This window comes from Mangrovibacterium diazotrophicum (assembly GCF_003610535.1).
Lineage (GTDB): Bacteria > Bacteroidota > Bacteroidia > Bacteroidales > Prolixibacteraceae > Mangrovibacterium > Mangrovibacterium diazotrophicum.
Window position 1 is genome coordinate 2,134,714 of record NZ_RAPN01000001.1, and the last position, 18,308, is coordinate 2,153,021.

Annotated in this window: 9 protein-coding genes; 6 read left to right on the top strand and 3 right to left on the bottom strand. The window is 45.3% G+C overall.

Going from position 1 to position 18,308, the window contains the following annotated elements; all coding sequences use genetic code 11:
- Window positions 1-194: 194 nt before the first annotated feature.
- The gene (locus tag BC643_RS08340; RefSeq protein ID WP_120272653.1) at window positions 195-2,003 is read left to right on the top strand and encodes a glycoside hydrolase family 2 protein; all 1,809 of its coding nucleotides are present in this window, start codon (window positions 195-197) and stop codon (window positions 2,001-2,003) included.
- 209 nt (window positions 2,004-2,212) lie between these two features.
- The gene (locus BC643_RS08345) at window positions 2,213-2,833 is read left to right on the top strand and encodes a helix-turn-helix domain-containing protein (protein WP_120272654.1); all 621 of its coding nucleotides are present in this window, start codon (window positions 2,213-2,215) and stop codon (window positions 2,831-2,833) included.
- 210 nt (window positions 2,834-3,043) lie between these two features.
- On the opposite strand, the gene BC643_RS08350 is transcribed toward BC643_RS08345, so the two are convergent.
- Together BC643_RS08350 and BC643_RS08355 are read right to left on the bottom strand one after the other, a co-directional pair.
- A complete protein-coding gene (locus BC643_RS08350; protein ID WP_120272655.1) occupies window positions 3,044-5,542 on the bottom strand; it encodes a glutaminase family protein in 2,499 nt (832 codons plus the stop codon).
- A gap of 37 nt (window positions 5,543-5,579) precedes the next feature.
- Window positions 5,580-6,704 carry a glycoside hydrolase family 76 protein gene (locus tag BC643_RS08355; RefSeq protein ID WP_120272656.1) on the bottom strand — a complete coding sequence of 375 codons (1,125 nt, stop codon included), beginning with the start codon at window positions 6,702-6,704 and terminating at the stop codon, window positions 5,580-5,582.
- A gap of 729 nt (window positions 6,705-7,433) precedes the next feature.
- Between BC643_RS08355 and BC643_RS08360 the strand changes: the two genes are divergently transcribed.
- From BC643_RS08360 to BC643_RS08375, 4 genes are read left to right on the top strand one after another with little or no spacing between them, the layout of a single operon-like run.
- Window positions 7,434-8,870: an IPT/TIG domain-containing protein gene (locus BC643_RS08360; RefSeq protein WP_211338015.1), complete on the top strand. Its 1,437-nt coding sequence runs from the start codon at window positions 7,434-7,436 to the stop codon at window positions 8,868-8,870.
- Between the two features lie 25 nt (window positions 8,871-8,895).
- On the top strand, window positions 8,896-12,006 hold the full coding sequence (locus BC643_RS08365) for a SusC/RagA family TonB-linked outer membrane protein (RefSeq protein ID WP_120272657.1): 3,111 nt from the start codon (window positions 8,896-8,898) through the stop codon (window positions 12,004-12,006).
- Between the two features lie 22 nt (window positions 12,007-12,028).
- Window positions 12,029-14,071: a RagB/SusD family nutrient uptake outer membrane protein gene (locus BC643_RS08370; protein WP_120274207.1), complete on the top strand. Its 2,043-nt coding sequence runs from the start codon at window positions 12,029-12,031 to the stop codon at window positions 14,069-14,071.
- Window positions 14,072-14,090: 19 nt separating this feature from the next.
- Window positions 14,091-15,080: a DUF4973 domain-containing protein gene (locus BC643_RS08375; protein ID WP_120274206.1), complete on the top strand. Its 990-nt coding sequence runs from the start codon at window positions 14,091-14,093 to the stop codon at window positions 15,078-15,080.
- Between the two features lie 127 nt (window positions 15,081-15,207).
- Here the strand turns inward: BC643_RS08375 and BC643_RS08380 are convergent, their stop codons facing one another.
- Window positions 15,208-18,024 carry a M16 family metallopeptidase gene (locus tag BC643_RS08380; protein WP_120272658.1) on the bottom strand — a complete coding sequence of 939 codons (2,817 nt, stop codon included), beginning with the start codon at window positions 18,022-18,024 and terminating at the stop codon, window positions 15,208-15,210.
- Between the last annotated feature and the right edge of the window lie 284 nt (window positions 18,025-18,308).

The following is an 18,308-nucleotide window of genomic DNA, read 5'->3' on the forward strand; positions in this document are numbered from 1 at the left end:
AAGCTCTCGTTTTGTATTTCATACAACTTTCCGAGTCGATGTACTCACGCGGCCTACGATTTTTTTCAAATTCTTCTTTTCGACCAAAATTTCACTCCGCTAACATGAGCAAATTCCGGCCCGATCTTGTATTACAGATATCAGGAAACAGAAACCTGTAAAGCTTAATTTGAAAACCAACAAAATTTAAGAACATGAAAAGACCAACTTTGGCCTTCTTCTTCAGTCTCGTTTTAAGCTGTGCTTTTGCGCAATGGCAACCGGCAGGCGACAAAATTAAAACAAAATGGGCTGAAGAGATTGATGTAAACAATGTTTTGCCTGAGTATCCCAGGCCCCTGATCGAACGTGACCAATGGCAAAATTTGAACGGATTATGGGAATATGCCATCCTACCCGCAGGAAAAGCTGAGCCTGGCAATTTCGATGGAAAGATATTGGTTCCATTTGCGGTGGAATCGAGTCTGTCGGGCGTGCAAAAGCGCGTTGATGAAAAACAGGAATTGTGGTACAAACGCAGCTTCACCGTTCCTTCGGCATGGAAAGGAAAACAAGTGCTGCTCCACTTTGGTGCCGTCGACTGGAGAGCGGAAGTTTTTGTGAACGACATAAAAGTTGGCTCTCACCAGGGAGGTTACACCCCATTCTCATTCGACATCACCTCATTCCTCAACAAATCGAGTAATCAGAAAGTGGTTGTCAAAGTGTGGGATCCGAGCGACAAAGGTTATCAACCACGCGGAAAACAAACCAGTAATCCGGAAGGAATCTGGTACACGCCTGTTAGCGGTATCTGGCAAACGGTATGGCTCGAACCGGTGAGCTCGAAATTTATTTCGTCGGTTCGCCCAACAGCAGATATTGATCACAACCGCTTGTCAATAAACGTACTTACGGACGGAGCTGAAAAAGGCGATTATTATGAAGTTGATTTGTTCGACGGCAATCAAAAACTGCAAACGGTTAAAGCCGCAGCTGGTCTGGAAGCGACTTTGTCAATTCCAGAAGCCAAACTTTGGAGCCCGGATTCGCCGTTCCTCTATGACCTTCAAATCCGACTAATGAGCAACGGTAAAGTTGTGGACGAGGTGAAAAGCTATGCTGCCATGCGTAAAGTTTCAACCCACCGGGACGAAAATGGCATTGTACGACTGCAACTCAACAATAAGGATTTGTTCCAGTTTGGCCCGCTCGACCAGGGATGGTGGCCCGACGGTTTGTACACCGCGCCAACCGACGAGGCCCTGAAATACGACATTGAAAAAACCAAAGAATGGGGCTTCAACATGATTCGGAAGCACGTGAAAGTGGAGCCGGCACGTTGGTACACGCACTGCGACCAACTGGGAATATTGGTTTGGCAGGACATGCCTAGCGGCGACCATTCTCCTCAATGGCAACCACGCCAATATTTCGACGGAACAGAGAACAAACGTAGTGCCGAGTCGGAAGCCAACTACCGCACTGAATGGAAAGGCATCATGGATTACTTGTATGCCAATCCATCGGTTGTTTGTTGGGTGCCATTTAACGAAGCCTGGGGACAGTTTAAAACTCCGGAAATTGTGGAGTGGACGAAAAATTACGATCCAAGCCGAATCGTCAATCCAGCCAGTGGTGGTAACCATTACCAGGTTGGCGACATGCTGGATTTACATCATTATCCGGGTCCGAACATGTTCCTGTACGACGCTCAACGGGCAACAGTTTTGGGTGAATACGGTGGAATTGGCCTGGCATTGGAAGACCATTTGTGGACTCCAGACCGTAACTGGGGCTATGTACAGTTTAAAACATCAAAAGAAGTCACCGATCAATATGTGGAATACGGTGAGCAACTTTTGAAATTAATTAAAGCAGGCTTCTCTGCAGCTGTTTACACACAAACAACTGACGTTGAAGTTGAAGTAAACGGACTGATGACATACGACCGAAAAGTGATTAAAATTGAAGAAAAACGTGTAAGTGACATCAACAAAAAAATATGTAACGCACTGGATTAGTTAGTTTTTTTAGTTAGTAGAATTTGACGTTTGAAAAAGGCTGTCCGAACTGGATAGCCTTTTATCGTATGTATACGATACGTAATACGTAAGTCCAGGCAAACTAATGATCTACGAGTGACCTGTGAATGTCATATTACTGACACACGAATGACACACTGACAAAGAAAACATTGCGCTAATTTCAAATCAAAATTCAAAACCAAATTATGGATTCCCAAAACTTTTCGAAAGAAATCAAAGAGCTCAGACTTAAGAAAGGATTATCACAGGAAGAACTGGCAAGCTTGTCTGGCTTGAGTTTAAGAACAATTCAACGAATTGAAAAAGGAGAAACTAATCCGCACGGAGATACAAAAAGAAAGATTATCAATATTCTGGAAACGTACCCTGATGCCGAATTCTCCAGATCGGATGTAAGAACGAATAAAAGTAGCTTGTTAAGGAGGTTCGCAACAAATTTGGAATACTTGCTTCTCATCTTCATGTTTTCGCTGTTATCAGTTCTATTGGGCATGTTTGCCTTAAATCCTTTGTTTTTGATCTCCGGTTTTTTCATCGGGTTTATTTGCGTTATTGCCTTGGCAATTTCCTCTGCACGCGCTGTCTGGACCGATGGATGGAAAAAGGGGCTGAAATATTTTTCAATCACAGTGGGCTGTGCTTTAATCTATCTCCTTCCACTGATGCACATGACACTTGCAAGATCCGTGTCCACACAGACAATCAACGACGTAACAACAAGAATCGAGACAAACTTAATTACCGGAAAATCTGATACGACGATTACAATTACTGGCAACAAAGAAAGGATAAACGATATCAACTAACTGATGTCAGCTATCGTTTGAAGCGGTCTTTCCTTTCTTCCAATTACGAATCGATTAGTACCAAAAAAAGCTCCCAATTGGGAGCTCTTCGAAATAATTGGTTTAGTTGTACAAATACAGGTTAGTTCGTAAGCGAAAAGTCGTTCTGTAAAAATTCTCCACGCTTTGCTTCCTGCTCGGCGTAGAGAATCGGTTTTAAACGAGTAATCGTTATTTGGACGTTGTTGTTTGTGGCGTCATTTTACCGTCCAGCATTTTGATGAAATATCCGCCAACAACCGAGCGAGCCTGGAAGCCGCGGTGTTTATCGCTGTCGGTAAACACCCAGTCGGACATCGGGATTCGATCCGAAGTTTCGTTCATAAACAGATGAATGGGCGAAATAAATTTCTCGAATGTTGCCTTGTCATCGGCCAGCGTTGCTGTCCACACGATCCAGTCTGTTTTCGTGTAGGTTTCGCGGTTGTCGAGCGGAAGCCCGTATTTGTTTTGTTTACCCAGGTAGTACTGAATTTCCTTGGGAGCAATTTCTTTCGGGTAAATGTCCATGCCCATCAGCTTGTCCCAAACCAGGTTGTACTTCTGGCTCCAGGTATCCGGCTTGTCAAAAGTTAAGCGGTAATGATCGCCGGCATTCGCCATCTGTTCCCATTTGGTGGCCATTTCCCTGGCGATGTTTTTGTATTTCGCGGCCACTGTCGTCAGCCCCTGCAGTTCGGCCAAATATGAGTAGGACGCAATAGCCAGGGTCGCTTTGACGGAAAGATTGGCATTGTGTGCAAAATGACCGGCAAAGTCGTCGGTACAAAGTTGGTTTTCCGGATCCAAACCATTTTCCACCAAATAATTTACCCAGGTGGTTAACACATTCCAGTGGCGGGCACCATACTCAGCATTGCCTTCCATTGCCGCGATCGCTGCTGTCAAGATCAACATGTTTCCACTTTCTTCAACAGGCATATCACCACCATAGGTTTGACTGTTCGCCAACGGGTAGGTGCCGACATCGTGAGCAGCAAAAGGCTTGGTCCATTTTCCACTTTCGCTGTAATAGAAAATCGCGTTAAGAAGTCCCTTCGCCAAGTCTGGATTATACAGTAAGAATAACGGAGCGGAAGGATAAGTAACGTCCACCGTGCCAATAGAGCCGTTGCTGAAGTTTTCTTTCGACAAGAACAGTAAGTCACCATTCGGCGCTTCCACCAGTTTGTGAGCAGCAATCGCTTGGCGATAAGCCAATGCACACAATTCGGCATAGTCTTTACCACCAGCTGCCGTTGCTTGTTTCATCATTTGCTGATCAAATTCGGCACATCTGGTCATCAAGCTTTCGTACTCGTTATTTGCCTTAGCAAACTGACCTTCGATTGTTTGATCTTCAGCCCGGTTCCAATAAGGGCGCAGGTTTGTTCCAAAATATTGAATCGAATAGATGTCGTCGTATCCAACCATCACTTTACCAGAGGCTGAGCTCACAGATCCCAATGAACGCGTGACCGACAATACATCGTTAAGTCCATTAACTTTCGACTTCTTGCCGGAACTATTTACAAAATTGTTTCTTAAAGTTGATTCGCCTCCAATCCCGTAGGCCGTGTTTTCTTTTTCCGACACCAGGTAAAAATAGCCCCAGTCAATACGCAAGTCATCACCGCGCTTTGCCAGCACATCTTGAGTCTTGCTTCCGGATTTCAAGTAAACCAGACCATCTTTCTCAAAGCTCTCCGCTTCGGTCTCTTGTGTTGGCTGATCAACGGCCCAGTTTGGTGAGGCTTCGAAATAGAGCTGAACGTTATGCTTTTTGCCATCGGTTGAATTGACATCGTATGAAATGTAATTCACCGGGCGTGAAACAAGATCCAGATCTTCCATCAGCAAAGGTGCCGTAAATGTCAGATTCAACTCCACCCCGCCACAGGTAAATGCATAATGAGTTTGAGTGGCCTGTACATCAACCGATGTTTGAACCGCAGTATTCGGAAAATACTTTTTCGATTCTTTTTCAACCAGCAAACCGAAGTCTAACAATCCATTTCCAACACGGTTATAGCAATAGCCTGCAATAAGGTTATCGCCTTTTTTCAACGAAGCAACCATTTCGTCCGAAAGCTTGATCCGGGCATTCTTTTGGCAAGCATTCCCGGTGTTCACTACCTCTATGCCATTGACATAGATGATGGCGTCATCGTCATGCGAATATTCCAGGTAGACATTTTTACCGCTGAAGTTTTTGTCCAGCGTTACATGCCGGCGAACCCAAATGTATTCACTATCCCAATTGGTGCGGGCAGATGGTTCATTTTGAGTCGTTCCGAAAGCCCCCGTTGCAGAATTCCAAGCGGAGTCGTCAAAGCTTTTCTGATACCAATTTTCTCCAGGTTCATTTGTCACATACTTACCGTCCCAGCCTGACTCGATGGAAGTGCTCGCAATTGATAGCAACTCCACTTCTTCGGTTCCCATAAAACGGTACAGTTCGTTGTCGACCTTGATGACACCCAACAGCGGAAACTTCTTGCCGGTCCAGTGTTTCACCGGCTCATCGTACAAATGATCTGCAAACGACCAACCGCTTGTGTAAGGGTCGATGGTGATTAGCGGAACGGCGGGTGGCCGAATTGAGTTCGACAAAGCTGACTTCTTTGTTTGTGAAAATCCGTTGACTGCTAACAGGATGAGAAGCATCCATGCAAATGATATTTTTGTCATTGTTTCTAATTATGAATGAATAATTTTCAAATTGTCTCTATTTCGCAGGTGCAATAACCTGCATCATTGCCGGGCAAGCACTCGCATCGTAAACTTCTATTGCCCCTGTTGGACAGGGATTGCCGAAATCCTTAAAAGTGAGATTCCGATCCTTATCCCGGTTTTGCCAGGCGTGGATGATATTCTTCCGAATCCACTTCAAATATTGCGGCTGATCGCAATCAATCAGTTCCGAGATGTACTGAGCAAAAATTGCGGCATACACACCTTGCTCAATCCCGTTTTCAAAAGGTAAAAACCCATGTTCGTCACACATTTCGGTTTTCACATAGTCGGCAGCCAACTTTGCATTATCCAAGCAGGAACTGTCTCGGGTGATTTTATACAGAATAACTCCCGCCCCGATACAAGTTGCCTGGTTGTACAAATGCATTTTCCAATGTGGCTCACCATCACCATGCTTCGAATCAGCCACTGCCCCCGTCGATTTATTAAGCAAATTGTTGTTCGCCCAGCCGTAAATCTCTTTCGCCTTATTCAGGTAATCTTCTTGCTGCGTGATTTGGTACAAAAGAGCCGCTGCAATTACCGTGGGATAATTAATACAAGACATCTTGCCTTTCCACTCATCGCGTTTCCATCCCCATCTCATTCCACCTTGCTCTTTATCGAACGATCCGCGCTCGTCGATCCCCTCTGATCCGTACCAAACCCGATCGAAACCCGATATGGCGAGCTCCAGGTAATGCTCATCTCCGGTCATCACATGCGCCCGACAAAGCGAAATAATCCACCACATAATGTCGTCGTAGATAAACCATTCTGTTGTGTTGTTCCAGTTAAAATTATCGTACTGCCCGCAAGCTCCCTGGTATATTTCGTCCATCAATTGCAAATACTGGGGATCGTTTGTGCGCTTGTAGGCATTCATGATCATATCCCAATAGATAGCTTGGGTCCAAATGGCAGCACGGCCTGGCCTGTCCGACAGGGCGTTGTAAACTTTAGTGTCTTTGTTGTAGAAAATCCGGTTGAAAGCATCCAGAGCCACTGTTGCGTCCCGGGATGTGTAATTCTTTACTTTTTTCCTGCTGTCTTTGCCTCCCGCATAAACCGGACTTAATGAAACACAGAAGAACAGCAATACAAACATGTACTTCATGAATTCAACTAACTAAATGCTGCTTTTGATAACAGTACTCCGTACAGCTATCCGCACCAGCGATTAAACTTTGTAATTGTGTAAAAAAGCGAAAGGAAAGACCTGAGAAAACTTAAACTGAACAAATTCACACAGCCCCAAGGAAATATTTATGTTATTTTTAAAAATTCGAGGAGACTCTATTTTACTGATTTGATGATGATAATATCTCAAACCACGTTCAGTATCCGGATGCAATATAAAGAAAAATCAGAAGGTGCAAAAACTTCAAATGAAAAAATAAAAAACCTATCCGTCAATAACGGAGAAATCTCGAAACATTTCCAACTAATGTCTTCCTCCTCCAAATCACAACAATAAAAAACTGTATAACAGAAAAATACAATAAATAAAACCTGAAAAGACGATCATTCAACTTTTCCATTCATCGGCAAAAACGCAAATGTTTACGCAAGCGTGTGAGTAGTAATCAGCAACATGTTGTAATAATTCCAAAGCAAAGAGAAAGACCTGACGATTAAATGAAACAAACAACTAATTCTAAACATCTTAATCTAAATTATGAGTAAAAATCAAACGTGTCCTATTTCAACCCAAACGGTTGAGCTAAGGCCAGAATTTTGTTTTGAAGAAAAACAGACTGGTCTCCTATTCTCTCCCTCTAACTTTTCGCGGCAAAGCGTATTTCGGAACGAAAACCTTTGCATAAAATAAACTAAACCTCTGTGTATGAATATGAAAAAATTTGCGATCAAAAGTCGTATGGCTACTTATTGGGTCATCTTAGCGTTAACTGCTTTGTGTTTCCAAAATTGTAGCGACGACGATCCAGCAGATCTGGTATCAAAACCTTACGATCCTTCCCGACCTGTCGTAGTTACAGACTTCACTCCAAAGACAGGCAGTGTGGGGCAACGATTGGTAATTTACGGTGAAAACTTCGGGAATGACCCGGAGTATATTCACGTTTTTATTGGCGGCAAAGAGGCCAAAGTGATTGGTGTTAAAGGCGAAGCGCTCTATTGCCTCGTGCCCGAAAAGGCTTATTCCGGTGAAATTGAAATTTTCATGGGTGACCTCTCGGAACCTTTGGCTATTGCTGAAAATCCATTTGAGTACGAACGCAAAATGGTCGTCAGTACACTTTGTGGCTATAAGAATGAAAGAGACGATCAGGGTTGGATCGATGGAAAATTCGACGAAGTAGCCGGATTCAGAGAACCAAGCTATATGAATTTTGACCCCGTCAATCCAAAACATCTTTACATGGCCTACGATTTTGGCCCCGGTATTTACCTGGTCAATTTTGAAGACAGCACCGTATCTCAACACTTAACTTCAGCCGCCGGAAACTGGAACCGACTGCGAAGCCTGGAATTCTCAAAAGGCGGCGATTATATGATCGTTGCGCATGACCAATGGGATCCGAACGGCATCAGCACATCAATCATGTCTCGTGAAAACGGCTTCAAAGACCCACAGATTCTAACGCAATCGCGGGCTGCCAACGGGGCATCGGTCCACCCGGTTAATGGCGAAATGTATTTCAACGGGTACGAAAAAGGAGAATTTTACCGCTTCGACCTGGAAAATTCCGTCCCGGTAGTAGGCAATACGGGCATCGGTCCGAAAGACTACGAAACACTGTTCCTGGTTCAGGACAATGGCTGGGAGTTTCGCGTTCACATTCACCCCTCCGGCAACTACGCCTATATCGTTGTGGTGAACCAGCACTACATCTTGCGCACCGACTACAACTGGACAACTAAAAAATTTACTCAACCTTACGTGGTTTGCGGCGAGCCGCGAGCTGCTGCGTGGGTTGATGGAGTGGGTTCTAAAGCCCGCTTGGATAGTCCCTATCAGGGTGTGTTTGTGAAAAACCCGGATTACGAAGGACAGGAGGATGAATACGACTTCTACTTTACAGAACAGTACAACCATGACATCCGCATTCTGACGCCAGAGGGTAAAGTGACCACTTTCGCCGGACGCGGAAGTTCCAGCATCAATTCGAACCCTTATGGCTATGTTGACGGTGATCTACGCATGGAAGCCCGTTTCGACAGACCTTCCGGAATTGCCTACAACGAAACTGAAAAGGCTTTTTATGTACTCGACCAGATGAATCGTCGCATCCGGAAAATCGCCTTGGAAGGGAATTAACCAATTAAGTAAACACACTGAATTTATGAACAAGTTTATTATCATATGCATGTTATTCTTCGGCTTTTCACTAGGTGCATTTGCCCAGGAAACCGTTGAGATAACAGGTGTCGTGACTGATACCAACAAAGAACCGCTGGTCGGGGTAAGTATCTATGTTGCTGAAGTTCCGGGCTTGGGTACGATTACAGATGGGGATGGAAATTACAAGATTAAAATTCCCGAATATCAACGATTGACCTTCTCGTACATCGGCTACGACAAAGTTGAAATACAAATTAAAGATCAACGCGTGGTCAATATTGTATTGGAGGAATCTGAAAACAGTGTTTTGGACGAGGTGGTTGTAACCGGTGCCGGGGTTCAGAAAAAACTCACCGTAACGGGCGCTATCACCACCATTGACACGAAAGATCTGAAATCCGTTCCTTCGTCAAACCTTTCGAACGCACTGGCCGGTAACGTTCCGGGGATTATGGCGATGACCACCTCGGGACAACCCGGCAAGAATGTTTCGGAATTCTGGATTCGCGGTATTTCAACCTTTGGAGCCAGTTCCGGCGCCTACGTTTTGGTTGACGGATTTGAGCGCGACCTGAATGAGTTGAACATTGAAGATATCGAGTCTTTCTCAGTCTTGAAGGACGCTTCAGCAACGGCCATTTATGGTTCGAAAGGTGCGAACGGCGTTGTTCTCATCACCACCAAAAGAGGTAAAGCCGGCAAGATCAACATCGATGCAAAAGTTGAAACATCGTACAACACACGCACAATTACCCCCGATTTCGTTGACGGGATCACTTATGCCAACTTACTGAATGAATCTCGTTTGACCCGTAACCAGGCGCCAATCTACCAACCCGAAGAACTGGAAATCCTGCGTTTAGGCCTGGACCCCGATTTGTATCCGAATGTCAACTGGAAAGACCTGTTGCTAAGAGACGGCGCCATGAGCTACCGCGCAAACCTGAACATTAACGGTGGTGGTTCAACCGCTCGTTATTACGTTTCGGCCAGCTATGTGCAAGAGCAAGGAATGTACAACACCGACTCCTCGCTGAAGGACGACTACGATACAAACGCCAACTACGAACGCTGGAACTACCGTTTGAACACCGATATGAATATTACCAAAACAACCTTGCTGAAAGTTGGAGTTTCAGGCTCTTTGGCCAAACGCAACAGTCCGGGATTGGGTGATGATGATGTATGGGGTGAACTTTTCGGCTATTCGCCAATTAGCACTCCTATTCTGTATTCGAATGGATATGTTCCGGCTCTTGGAACCGGCAACAGAACGAACCCATGGGTAGCCGCTACACAAACCGGCTTCAACGAAAACTGGGAAAATAAAATTCAAACGAACGTTTCGTTGGAGCAAAATTTAGACTTTGTTACCAAGGGACTTCGCTTTACCGGCCGATTCGGTTACGACACCAACAACTACAACACCATCAATCGCCGGAAATGGCCGGAACAATGGAAAGCCGAGCGTGCCCGGAATTCGGAAGGCGAACTCGTTTTCACCCATATCTCCGATCCTCAGATTATGACTCAGTCGAGCAGTTCGGCCGGCGACAGAAGAGAGTTTCTGGATTTGATGTTCAATTACGATCGCGCTCTTGACGAACACCATTTCAGCGCAACGTTGAAATATACCCAGGACGCTTTTATCAGAACTCAGAATTTGGGCGACGACCTGAAGAACGGCGTTTCAAAACGCAACATGGGGCTCGCCGGACGGGTAGCATACAACTGGAAACTCCGCTACTTTGCTGACTTCAACTTTGGTTACACCGGCTCTGAAAACTTCGCAATCGGGAACCAGTTCGGATTCTTCCCGGCCTACTCATTCGCATGGAACGTGGCAGAAGAAGGTTTTGTGAAGAACAACCTGAAATGGGTAAATATGCTCAAAATTCGTTTCTCTCACGGTAAAGTGGGTAACGACAACCTCGGCGATGAACGTTTCCCTTATCTCTACACGATGGGAAACATCAAAGGATATGACAGCGATGGAAATCCTATTTACTTCTCCGGCTATCAATGGGCCGACTACACATTCGATCGCTCCTACACCGGCATGGGATTCTCGCAAGTAGCTTCGGCAAATGTGACCTGGGAAGTCGCCACCAAAAATGACCTCGGTATCGACCTGTCGCTTTTCAATGATAAATTCATCGCCAATGTGGATTACTTTGAGGAAAAACGCGAAGGCATTTACATGACTCGAGAGTTCCTTCCAGCGATGGTTGGCCTCGAAAGTAACCCGAAAGCCAACGTTGGTGCCGTTCGTTCGGAAGGGTTTGACGGCCGCGTAGAATACAAACAAAAAGTCAGTTCCGTTGACCTGACCGTCAGAGGAAATATTACCTATAGCAAGAACGAAATCCTGGAACGTGACGAAGAGAACAATGTATATCCTTATCAAATGCAAAAAGGCTACCGGGTTGACCAAACCCGCGGACTTATCGCCCTCGGCTTATTCGAAGACTACGACGATATCCGCAACAGTCCTGAGCAACAGTTTGGCGAGTACCAACCCGGGGATATTAAATACAAGGATGTCAACGGTGATGGTGTTATCAATGATGGCGACCGCGTAGCTATCGGTTCAACCCGCAGACCAAACCTCATTTACGGTATGGGTGTATCGGGTAAATGGAAAGGTTTGGACATCAACATTCACTTCCAGGGAGCTGGCAAATCATCCTTCTTTATCGAAGGAAAAACGGTGTACACCTTCAGTGAAGGAGAATGGGGAGTTCCGCTGAAAGAAATGATGAATTCCAATCGTTGGATTGCTGCCGATATTTCGGGAGACCCGGCTACTGAAAATCCAAACGCTGAATACCCGCGCCTGAGCTTCGGTGGAAATGCCAACAACTACCGCCAATCCACTTACTGGCTAAGAAATGGTGCTTACCTCCGCCTCAAAACAGTGGATGTTGGCTACACTTTGCCTAAAAAATTCGTCAACAAATTCCGTTGCAACAGCCTCCGCATTTTTGTGGTTGGAACCAACTTACTCACCTGGTCTGATTTCAAATTGTGGGATCCGGAAATGGGAAGCAATAACGGAGAAAAGTACCCACTGGCGAAATCCATTACGCTTGGGCTAAACATTAATCTGTAAAATCGAAAAAATGAAAAGAAATATGAAGAAGACGATATCTCTTCTGTTATTCGTTGCAATCGGAACTGGATTCCTTTCTTCTTGTTCAGATTACCTGGAGTCCGACCAATACTTCAAAGACCGGATGAACATCGAGAAAGCATTCTCCAGCAAGCAATATTCTGAAGAATGGCTGGCACACACCTTTTCCGATCTGGAAAACGAATGTGCCGATGTAGCCAGTAAAGGTTACACGCCACATTGTTTTGCCGACGACATGTACTATGGCGACCGCGATGGTGATTACGACACCAAGGACATCGCTTCGCTTTCCTATAATGAATTTCATACCGGCCTGTATTCTGAAAACGACAAACAGGATACCTGGACGCAATGTTACCGAGGTATCCGCAATGCCACAACATTCATTCAGAATATTGACATCAACAAGGAAATGACTGCGGAGGAAATCGCCGACTACAAAGCACAGGCTCGTTTTGTAAGAGCTTACTATTACTGGTTGCTTTTACGCAAATACGGACCGATTCCACTATTGCCGGAAGACGGGATTGACTATACTGAGAGTTACGACGACGTGGCGACTCCCAGAAGTAGCTACGAAGAATGTGCCGATTACATCGCCAGCGAGCTGGTACTTGCAGCCAAAGATTTGGCTCAAGGCAGGGACCGCTTGTCGATTGCACGCCCAACCCGTGGAGCTGCTTTAGCTACCCGCGCCAAAGTTCTTTTGTATGCAGCTTCGCCCCTGGCTAACGGAAATACCGACTCTTATGCCATGGAACTGGTCGATGATGAAGGACGTCAACTTTTATCGACAAACTACGACGAGGAAAAATGGGCCAAAGCTGCAGCTGCCGCCAAAGATGTGATGGAACTGGGCGTGTATGAACTGTACACCGCAAGTTTCCGTGCTACTGGAAACTCTTCATACCCGGCGACAATTGTTCCACCTTACTATGCTGATTTTTCTGAAAACAACTGGCCTGAAGGATGGAAAGATATCGATCCATTCGAGTCTTACCGTTCTGTCTTCAACGGCACTGTTGGAGCCGACAACCCGGAGCTAATTTTTACCCGCGGAAACAACGGCGGAGAAAAAGGGCAAGCAATGGTTGCACACCAATTACCTCGTGTTGCCAATGGCTGGAACACCCACGGGATTACTCAAAAACAGTGTGATGCTTACTACATGAACGATGGTACAGACTGCCCCGGCAAAGACAAGGAAATTGGGCGAGGCGACGGCAGTGATCGCTTAAGCGGCTATGTAACACAGGAAGATCTTGATGCGGGTATGTACAAACCACTGGCAACAGGCGTATCTCTTCAGTACGCCGACCGCGAACCTCGTTTCTATGCGTCGGTTGCCTACAACGGTAGCGTATGGCACCTGGAAAACGAGCCGGATAGCTGGAATAAAGAAAAACAAGTATTCTACTACCGCGGCGACGGTAACGGCTATACCAATACCATGTTCTGGCTTCGCACAGGTATTGGCGTAATGAAGTTTGTCCACCCGCGCGATACATACCGAGATGGCGCCATTGGCCTCATTGTTCCGAAACTGGAACCAGCAATCCGTTACGCTGAAGTACTTCTGATTTATGCTGAAGCGTTGAACGAGCTAACCGGCACCTACAATATTCCGGCATGGGATGGTTCTGCCACTTACGCCATTAGTCGTGATGTGACTGAAATGAAGAAAGGTATTCGTCCAATTCGTATCCGGAGCGGTGTGCCTGACTACACAGCCGATGTTTATGCCGATCAGGATTTGTTCCGCACGAAACTGAAACGCGAACGCCAGATTGAATTGATGGGTGAAGGTCACCGCTACTACGATCTGAGACGCTGGAAAGATGCTCCGGTTGAGGAGTCGCTGCCAATTTATGGTTGCAATATTCTGATGACCAGCGAGCAAAAAGACCTGTTCCATACCCCGGTGGCAGAGTTCTCGCTTCAATCTACATTTTCCCGCAAAATGTGGTTCTGGCCAATCAAACACAGCGAACTGAAGCGCAACAAACGCTTGACTCAGAACCCGGGATGGACTTATAATGATTAATCAAAATCCGAAAGTGTATATGAAAAAAATATATCGAATGCTGCTTTTCGTGCTGGCCGGACTATCCTTGTTCAGCTCATGCAACGAAGAATGGAAAGACGAGCAATACGAACACTACGTGTCTTTTAAAGCCCCTTTAAACAGCGAAGGTGTAACACGTATTTACGTGCGATACAAACACGACGAAAGTACCAACTTCAAACTTCCGGTAATTGTCAGCGGATCGACCACAAACGACAAAGCGATAACCGTGAACGTCGCCGTTGACCCCGACACACTGGCTACGCTGAACATCGAACAATTCCAAAGCCGTACCGATCTTTATTACGAAGAATTGGAAAGCAGTTATTTTTCGATGCCTTCAACTGTCGATATCGTAGCCGGCGAAAATACTGGTCTGCTGGATATCGATTTTACCCTGCAGGACATTGACCTGGTCGACAAATGGCTACTGCCGCTGACGATCGTTGAAGATCCATCGAACAGTTACGTCCCACACCCTCGCAAGAACTACAAGAAAGCGCTGCTGCGTGTGATGCCTTTTAACGATTACTCTGGGACTTACAGTGGTACAGCACTGAAAACATTCCTCAGAGGTTTCGAGGGAGATGCAGCTATTGTGAAAAGTGATGTTCCGGTTTATGTTGTCGATGATAACACAGTTTTCTTTTATGCCGGCACAATTGACGAAAAGCGTACCGATCGTCGTAATTACAAGATTTACGCATCGTTCGACGAGCAAACCAAGCAAGTAACGTTAACATCTGACAATCCGGATATGGAATTCCAGGTCAACGGCACTCCCGTATTTACGGTTGAAGAAACAATGGATGCCACCCGCCCCTACTTGTTGCACCGCTACGTTACAATTAGCAAAATCGATTATTACTTTACCGACTACACATCGGTTCCGAATGCGACAATTGGCTATACCGTGCGGGGATCATTGATCCTCGAGCGCAAGATCAACACACAGATCCCTGACGAAGATCAGGCTATCGAGTGGTAGTCGAATCTTTATCGAACAGAAAAAGCGTTGCAACAAACTTGATGCAGCGCTTTTTTATTGGATGGAGGTCAAACAAAAAGAGGGGTTCATCGTTTGATGAGCCCCTCTTCGATATAATTTTGAAAGCTTAGTTCGCTGCCGTTTCAGCCGGACTCATCAACACCTCAACAGTTGTTGGATTATCCAAAACCTTTTTGGCCAGTGCTGCCACTTTTTCAGGGGTAACACCATCAAGCAAAGCTTTATACTCGTCGTCGTTGTAAATTTTATCTCCTGTTTGCAGGTAGTCCATAATGTCGCGCAACCAGTAACGGTTTGTTTTCACTCCCTGCTCACGCATACTCATGATCGAAGCTTTTACCTCGTTGAATTCCTTCATGTCGATCTTACCTTCTTTCAACGCTTCAATTTCCTGAAAAACAACCTCCATGATGCGATTTGCTTTTTCCGGATTGGTATCAAAGCTGATGGTTACTGCAAAACGGTTTTCAGGTAGCGTTGAGAAACCGCCACTTGCGCTAACACCGTAACTTCCGCCTTCTTCCTCGCGAACGGTTACCAGGTAACGTTTCGACAACAATTGACCGATATAATACATAGTCAACTTCGTATCAGCCTCTTGGTCTAATTCGCCTGACATTTTCAGGTAAACAGTCGTTTTGGGCGTATTCATTGGGCGAACCACGTTGCGAGTTGTCTCGCCTTCCTTCGGATTCATGTGATGATCAACATAGGCTTCCTGCTTACCGGTACTTGGAATATTACCAATGTAAGTTTGAATAGCAGGCAACATACTTTCGTTCACATTTCCAACAAACACGAAAGTGAAGTCGGCCGCATTCGAGAAACGTTCCTTGAAAATTTCACCGGCACGGTTCATATTCAACATGTCCACATACGACTGATTCATCAGCAAAGTACGCGGGTTGTAATTGGTTGAAACCAGTGAAATGGTATCGCGCATCGCCTTGTTGTTATCCGCAGCTGCATTTTTCAGATATGCTTCGTACTGGTTGATAATGTTGTTATAAGCGTTCTCATCAACACGAGCATGTGTGAAGTACAAGTAGATCAACTGCGTCAACGTTTCGAAATCTTTCTGATTTGTCGATCCGCCAAATCCTTCAGTCAACTCACCAATCGATGGTTGAATGCTGACGATTTTACCAGCCAGTTTTTTGCTCAGGTCGGTTGCTTTAAAATCGCCCAAACCTGAAGACTCAATCAGGTCAACGGACAAACCGGCAGAAGCCAGATCTGCCTGGTCAACCAATGAAGAACCTCCCCAGCTGTACGCTGAAAACAGGATTTCATCCTTTGCCAAATCTGTTGGGTACAGCACAACGCGCGCACCGTTAGCCAACACATAGCCGGTTGCTCCTTCCAAACCTTCAACCGCGAAAGTTTCATTCACCGGAACCAGTTTCAAATCTTCAGCTACCAATGGTTTACCGGCATCTGCCTCAACGTAAGGTTCCAGTTTCTCAGCATTGACTTCGGCAATCACTTTTTCAAAATCTTCCAGACCAGGATAAACAGCTCCTTCAGTTTCAGGACCGGTTACCGTGATCACCTGGTTTTTCCCGGTTTGAATTTTCTTGATCGCTGCATTCACATCTTCCAACGTAATACCGGCCAAAATCTCTTTTTGCGTTGCCAGCTCTGTTTCCGGCGTTACAAACGGCTCTGCTTCCAGGAAGTAGTTGTACAACTGCTCTGCCCAATCGTTATTTTCAACTTTGTCTTTATTCGCTACAAAGTTTTCGTATTGGCTTAACGTATTTTCTTTCGAACGGTCAAGTTCCGACTGTGTAAAGCCGAAGCGGTAAGCACGTTGCCATTCTGTGTACACCTCGCGGAAACCATTCACTTCCTGACCCGGTTTTGGTGCAAGGAAAAGGATGAAATTTCGTTGCAAGCGAGCTACATCCGAGTACAGGGTTTGTGCACCCAACACATTTGTTTGGTTGTTCTGTACGTATTCATTCAAACGGTTATTTACCATCGAGAATATCAGCGAATTAATGCGTTCGTCGCGCAGGTACTTTTCGTCTTTCACCGCTGGTTTATCCGATGTTTCGTAGTACATGATACGAACGTACTTTTCTTCTTTATCGGTTGCCAAACAGAAGTAAGGCTCTTTGTGATCGGGGATGCGATCATAAGTGCGTTCGGCACGATCTTTCTTCAACGGAATTTCAGAGAAAATTGCTTTCACTTTCTTCTCCATTTCCAATGGGTCGATGTCGCCAACAATTACAACAGCCTGCAGGTCGGGACGATACCATTTGTTGTAATAGTCGCGCAAAACCTGGTATTCAAAGTTGTTGACAATATCGATATCACCGATCGGCATGCGTTCGGCATATTTTGAACCTTTAAACAAGGTTTGCGAAGTTTGTTCGTGAATGCGATAAGAAGGAGTTCTGCGTGTTCTCCACTCTTCGCGAATAACGCCACGCTCAGCGTCGATCTCGTCCTCCTGCAACGACAAAGCACCAGACCAGTCGTGCAGAACGTACAAACATGAGTCGATCAACCAAGGTTCTTCATTGGTTGGAACATTGCTCAGGTTGTACACCGTTTCATCATATGCGGTGTAGGCATTAATGTCGGCACCAAAGCGCACGCCGTATTTCTGAAGCATATCCAGAAAACCCTTTCCCGCAAAGTGTTCCGTACCGTTGAAGGCCATGTGCTCCAGGAAGTGCGCCAAACCTTTCTGGCTGTCATTTTCCTGCATCGACCCAACGTTTTGGGGGAAATAAAAACTTACCCGGTCTTTCGGGAACTCGTTATGCATGATGTAGTAGTGCATTTTATTGGGCAACACACCACTCACCACGTTTTCATTCAACGGAATGGTTGTACTCATTTGCGCCTGCGAGGCCAAACTAAAGCACAACAGAAAAAGAAACATAAAAGAGAATCGGATCAATTTCATTTTAAATGTTTTATATTCAAAATACTACAATAAAAAACTACTTAGATTGCTTGTTTTCGCGAATGATAGGTATCGGCAGTTGACAGAATATTACAACCTGAAACGTAAATAAATCTTAAATTTCTTCGAAATCAGATTCGATTGATCGGACTGAAATGGCGAACAAAACCCGTTAAATCTGCGAATTCAGCCCAAACCTATTTTTATATTGATCTGACTTGAATTTCAACAATGATTTTCCTTAACTTCAATCCGTTAAAAAAAAGCGACGCTTATTGAAAAAA

What these genes read in the sequence shown, in the direction of transcription:
- BC643_RS08365 (WP_120272657.1), top strand. Translation starts at nt 8,896, where the DNA reads ATGAACAAGTTTATTATCATATGCATGTTATTCTTCGGCTTTTCACTA.
- BC643_RS08370 (WP_120274207.1), top strand. Translation starts at nt 12,029, where the DNA reads ATGAAGAAGACGATATCTCTTCTGTTATTCGTTGCAATCGGAACTGGA.
- BC643_RS08350 (WP_120272655.1), bottom strand. Translation starts at nt 5,542, where the DNA reads ATGACAAAAATATCATTTGCATGGATGCTTCTCATCCTGTTAGCAGTC.
- BC643_RS08355 (WP_120272656.1), bottom strand. Translation starts at nt 6,704, where the DNA reads ATGAAGTACATGTTTGTATTGCTGTTCTTCTGTGTTTCATTAAGTCCG.
- BC643_RS08340 (WP_120272653.1), top strand. Translation starts at nt 195, where the DNA reads ATGAAAAGACCAACTTTGGCCTTCTTCTTCAGTCTCGTTTTAAGCTGT.
- BC643_RS08380 (WP_120272658.1), bottom strand. Translation starts at nt 18,024, where the DNA reads ATGAAATTGATCCGATTCTCTTTTATGTTTCTTTTTCTGTTGTGCTTT.
- BC643_RS08345 (WP_120272654.1), top strand. Translation starts at nt 2,213, where the DNA reads ATGGATTCCCAAAACTTTTCGAAAGAAATCAAAGAGCTCAGACTTAAG.
- BC643_RS08375 (WP_120274206.1), top strand. Translation starts at nt 14,091, where the DNA reads ATGAAAAAAATATATCGAATGCTGCTTTTCGTGCTGGCCGGACTATCC.
- BC643_RS08360 (WP_211338015.1), top strand. Translation starts at nt 7,434, where the DNA reads ATGAATATGAAAAAATTTGCGATCAAAAGTCGTATGGCTACTTATTGG.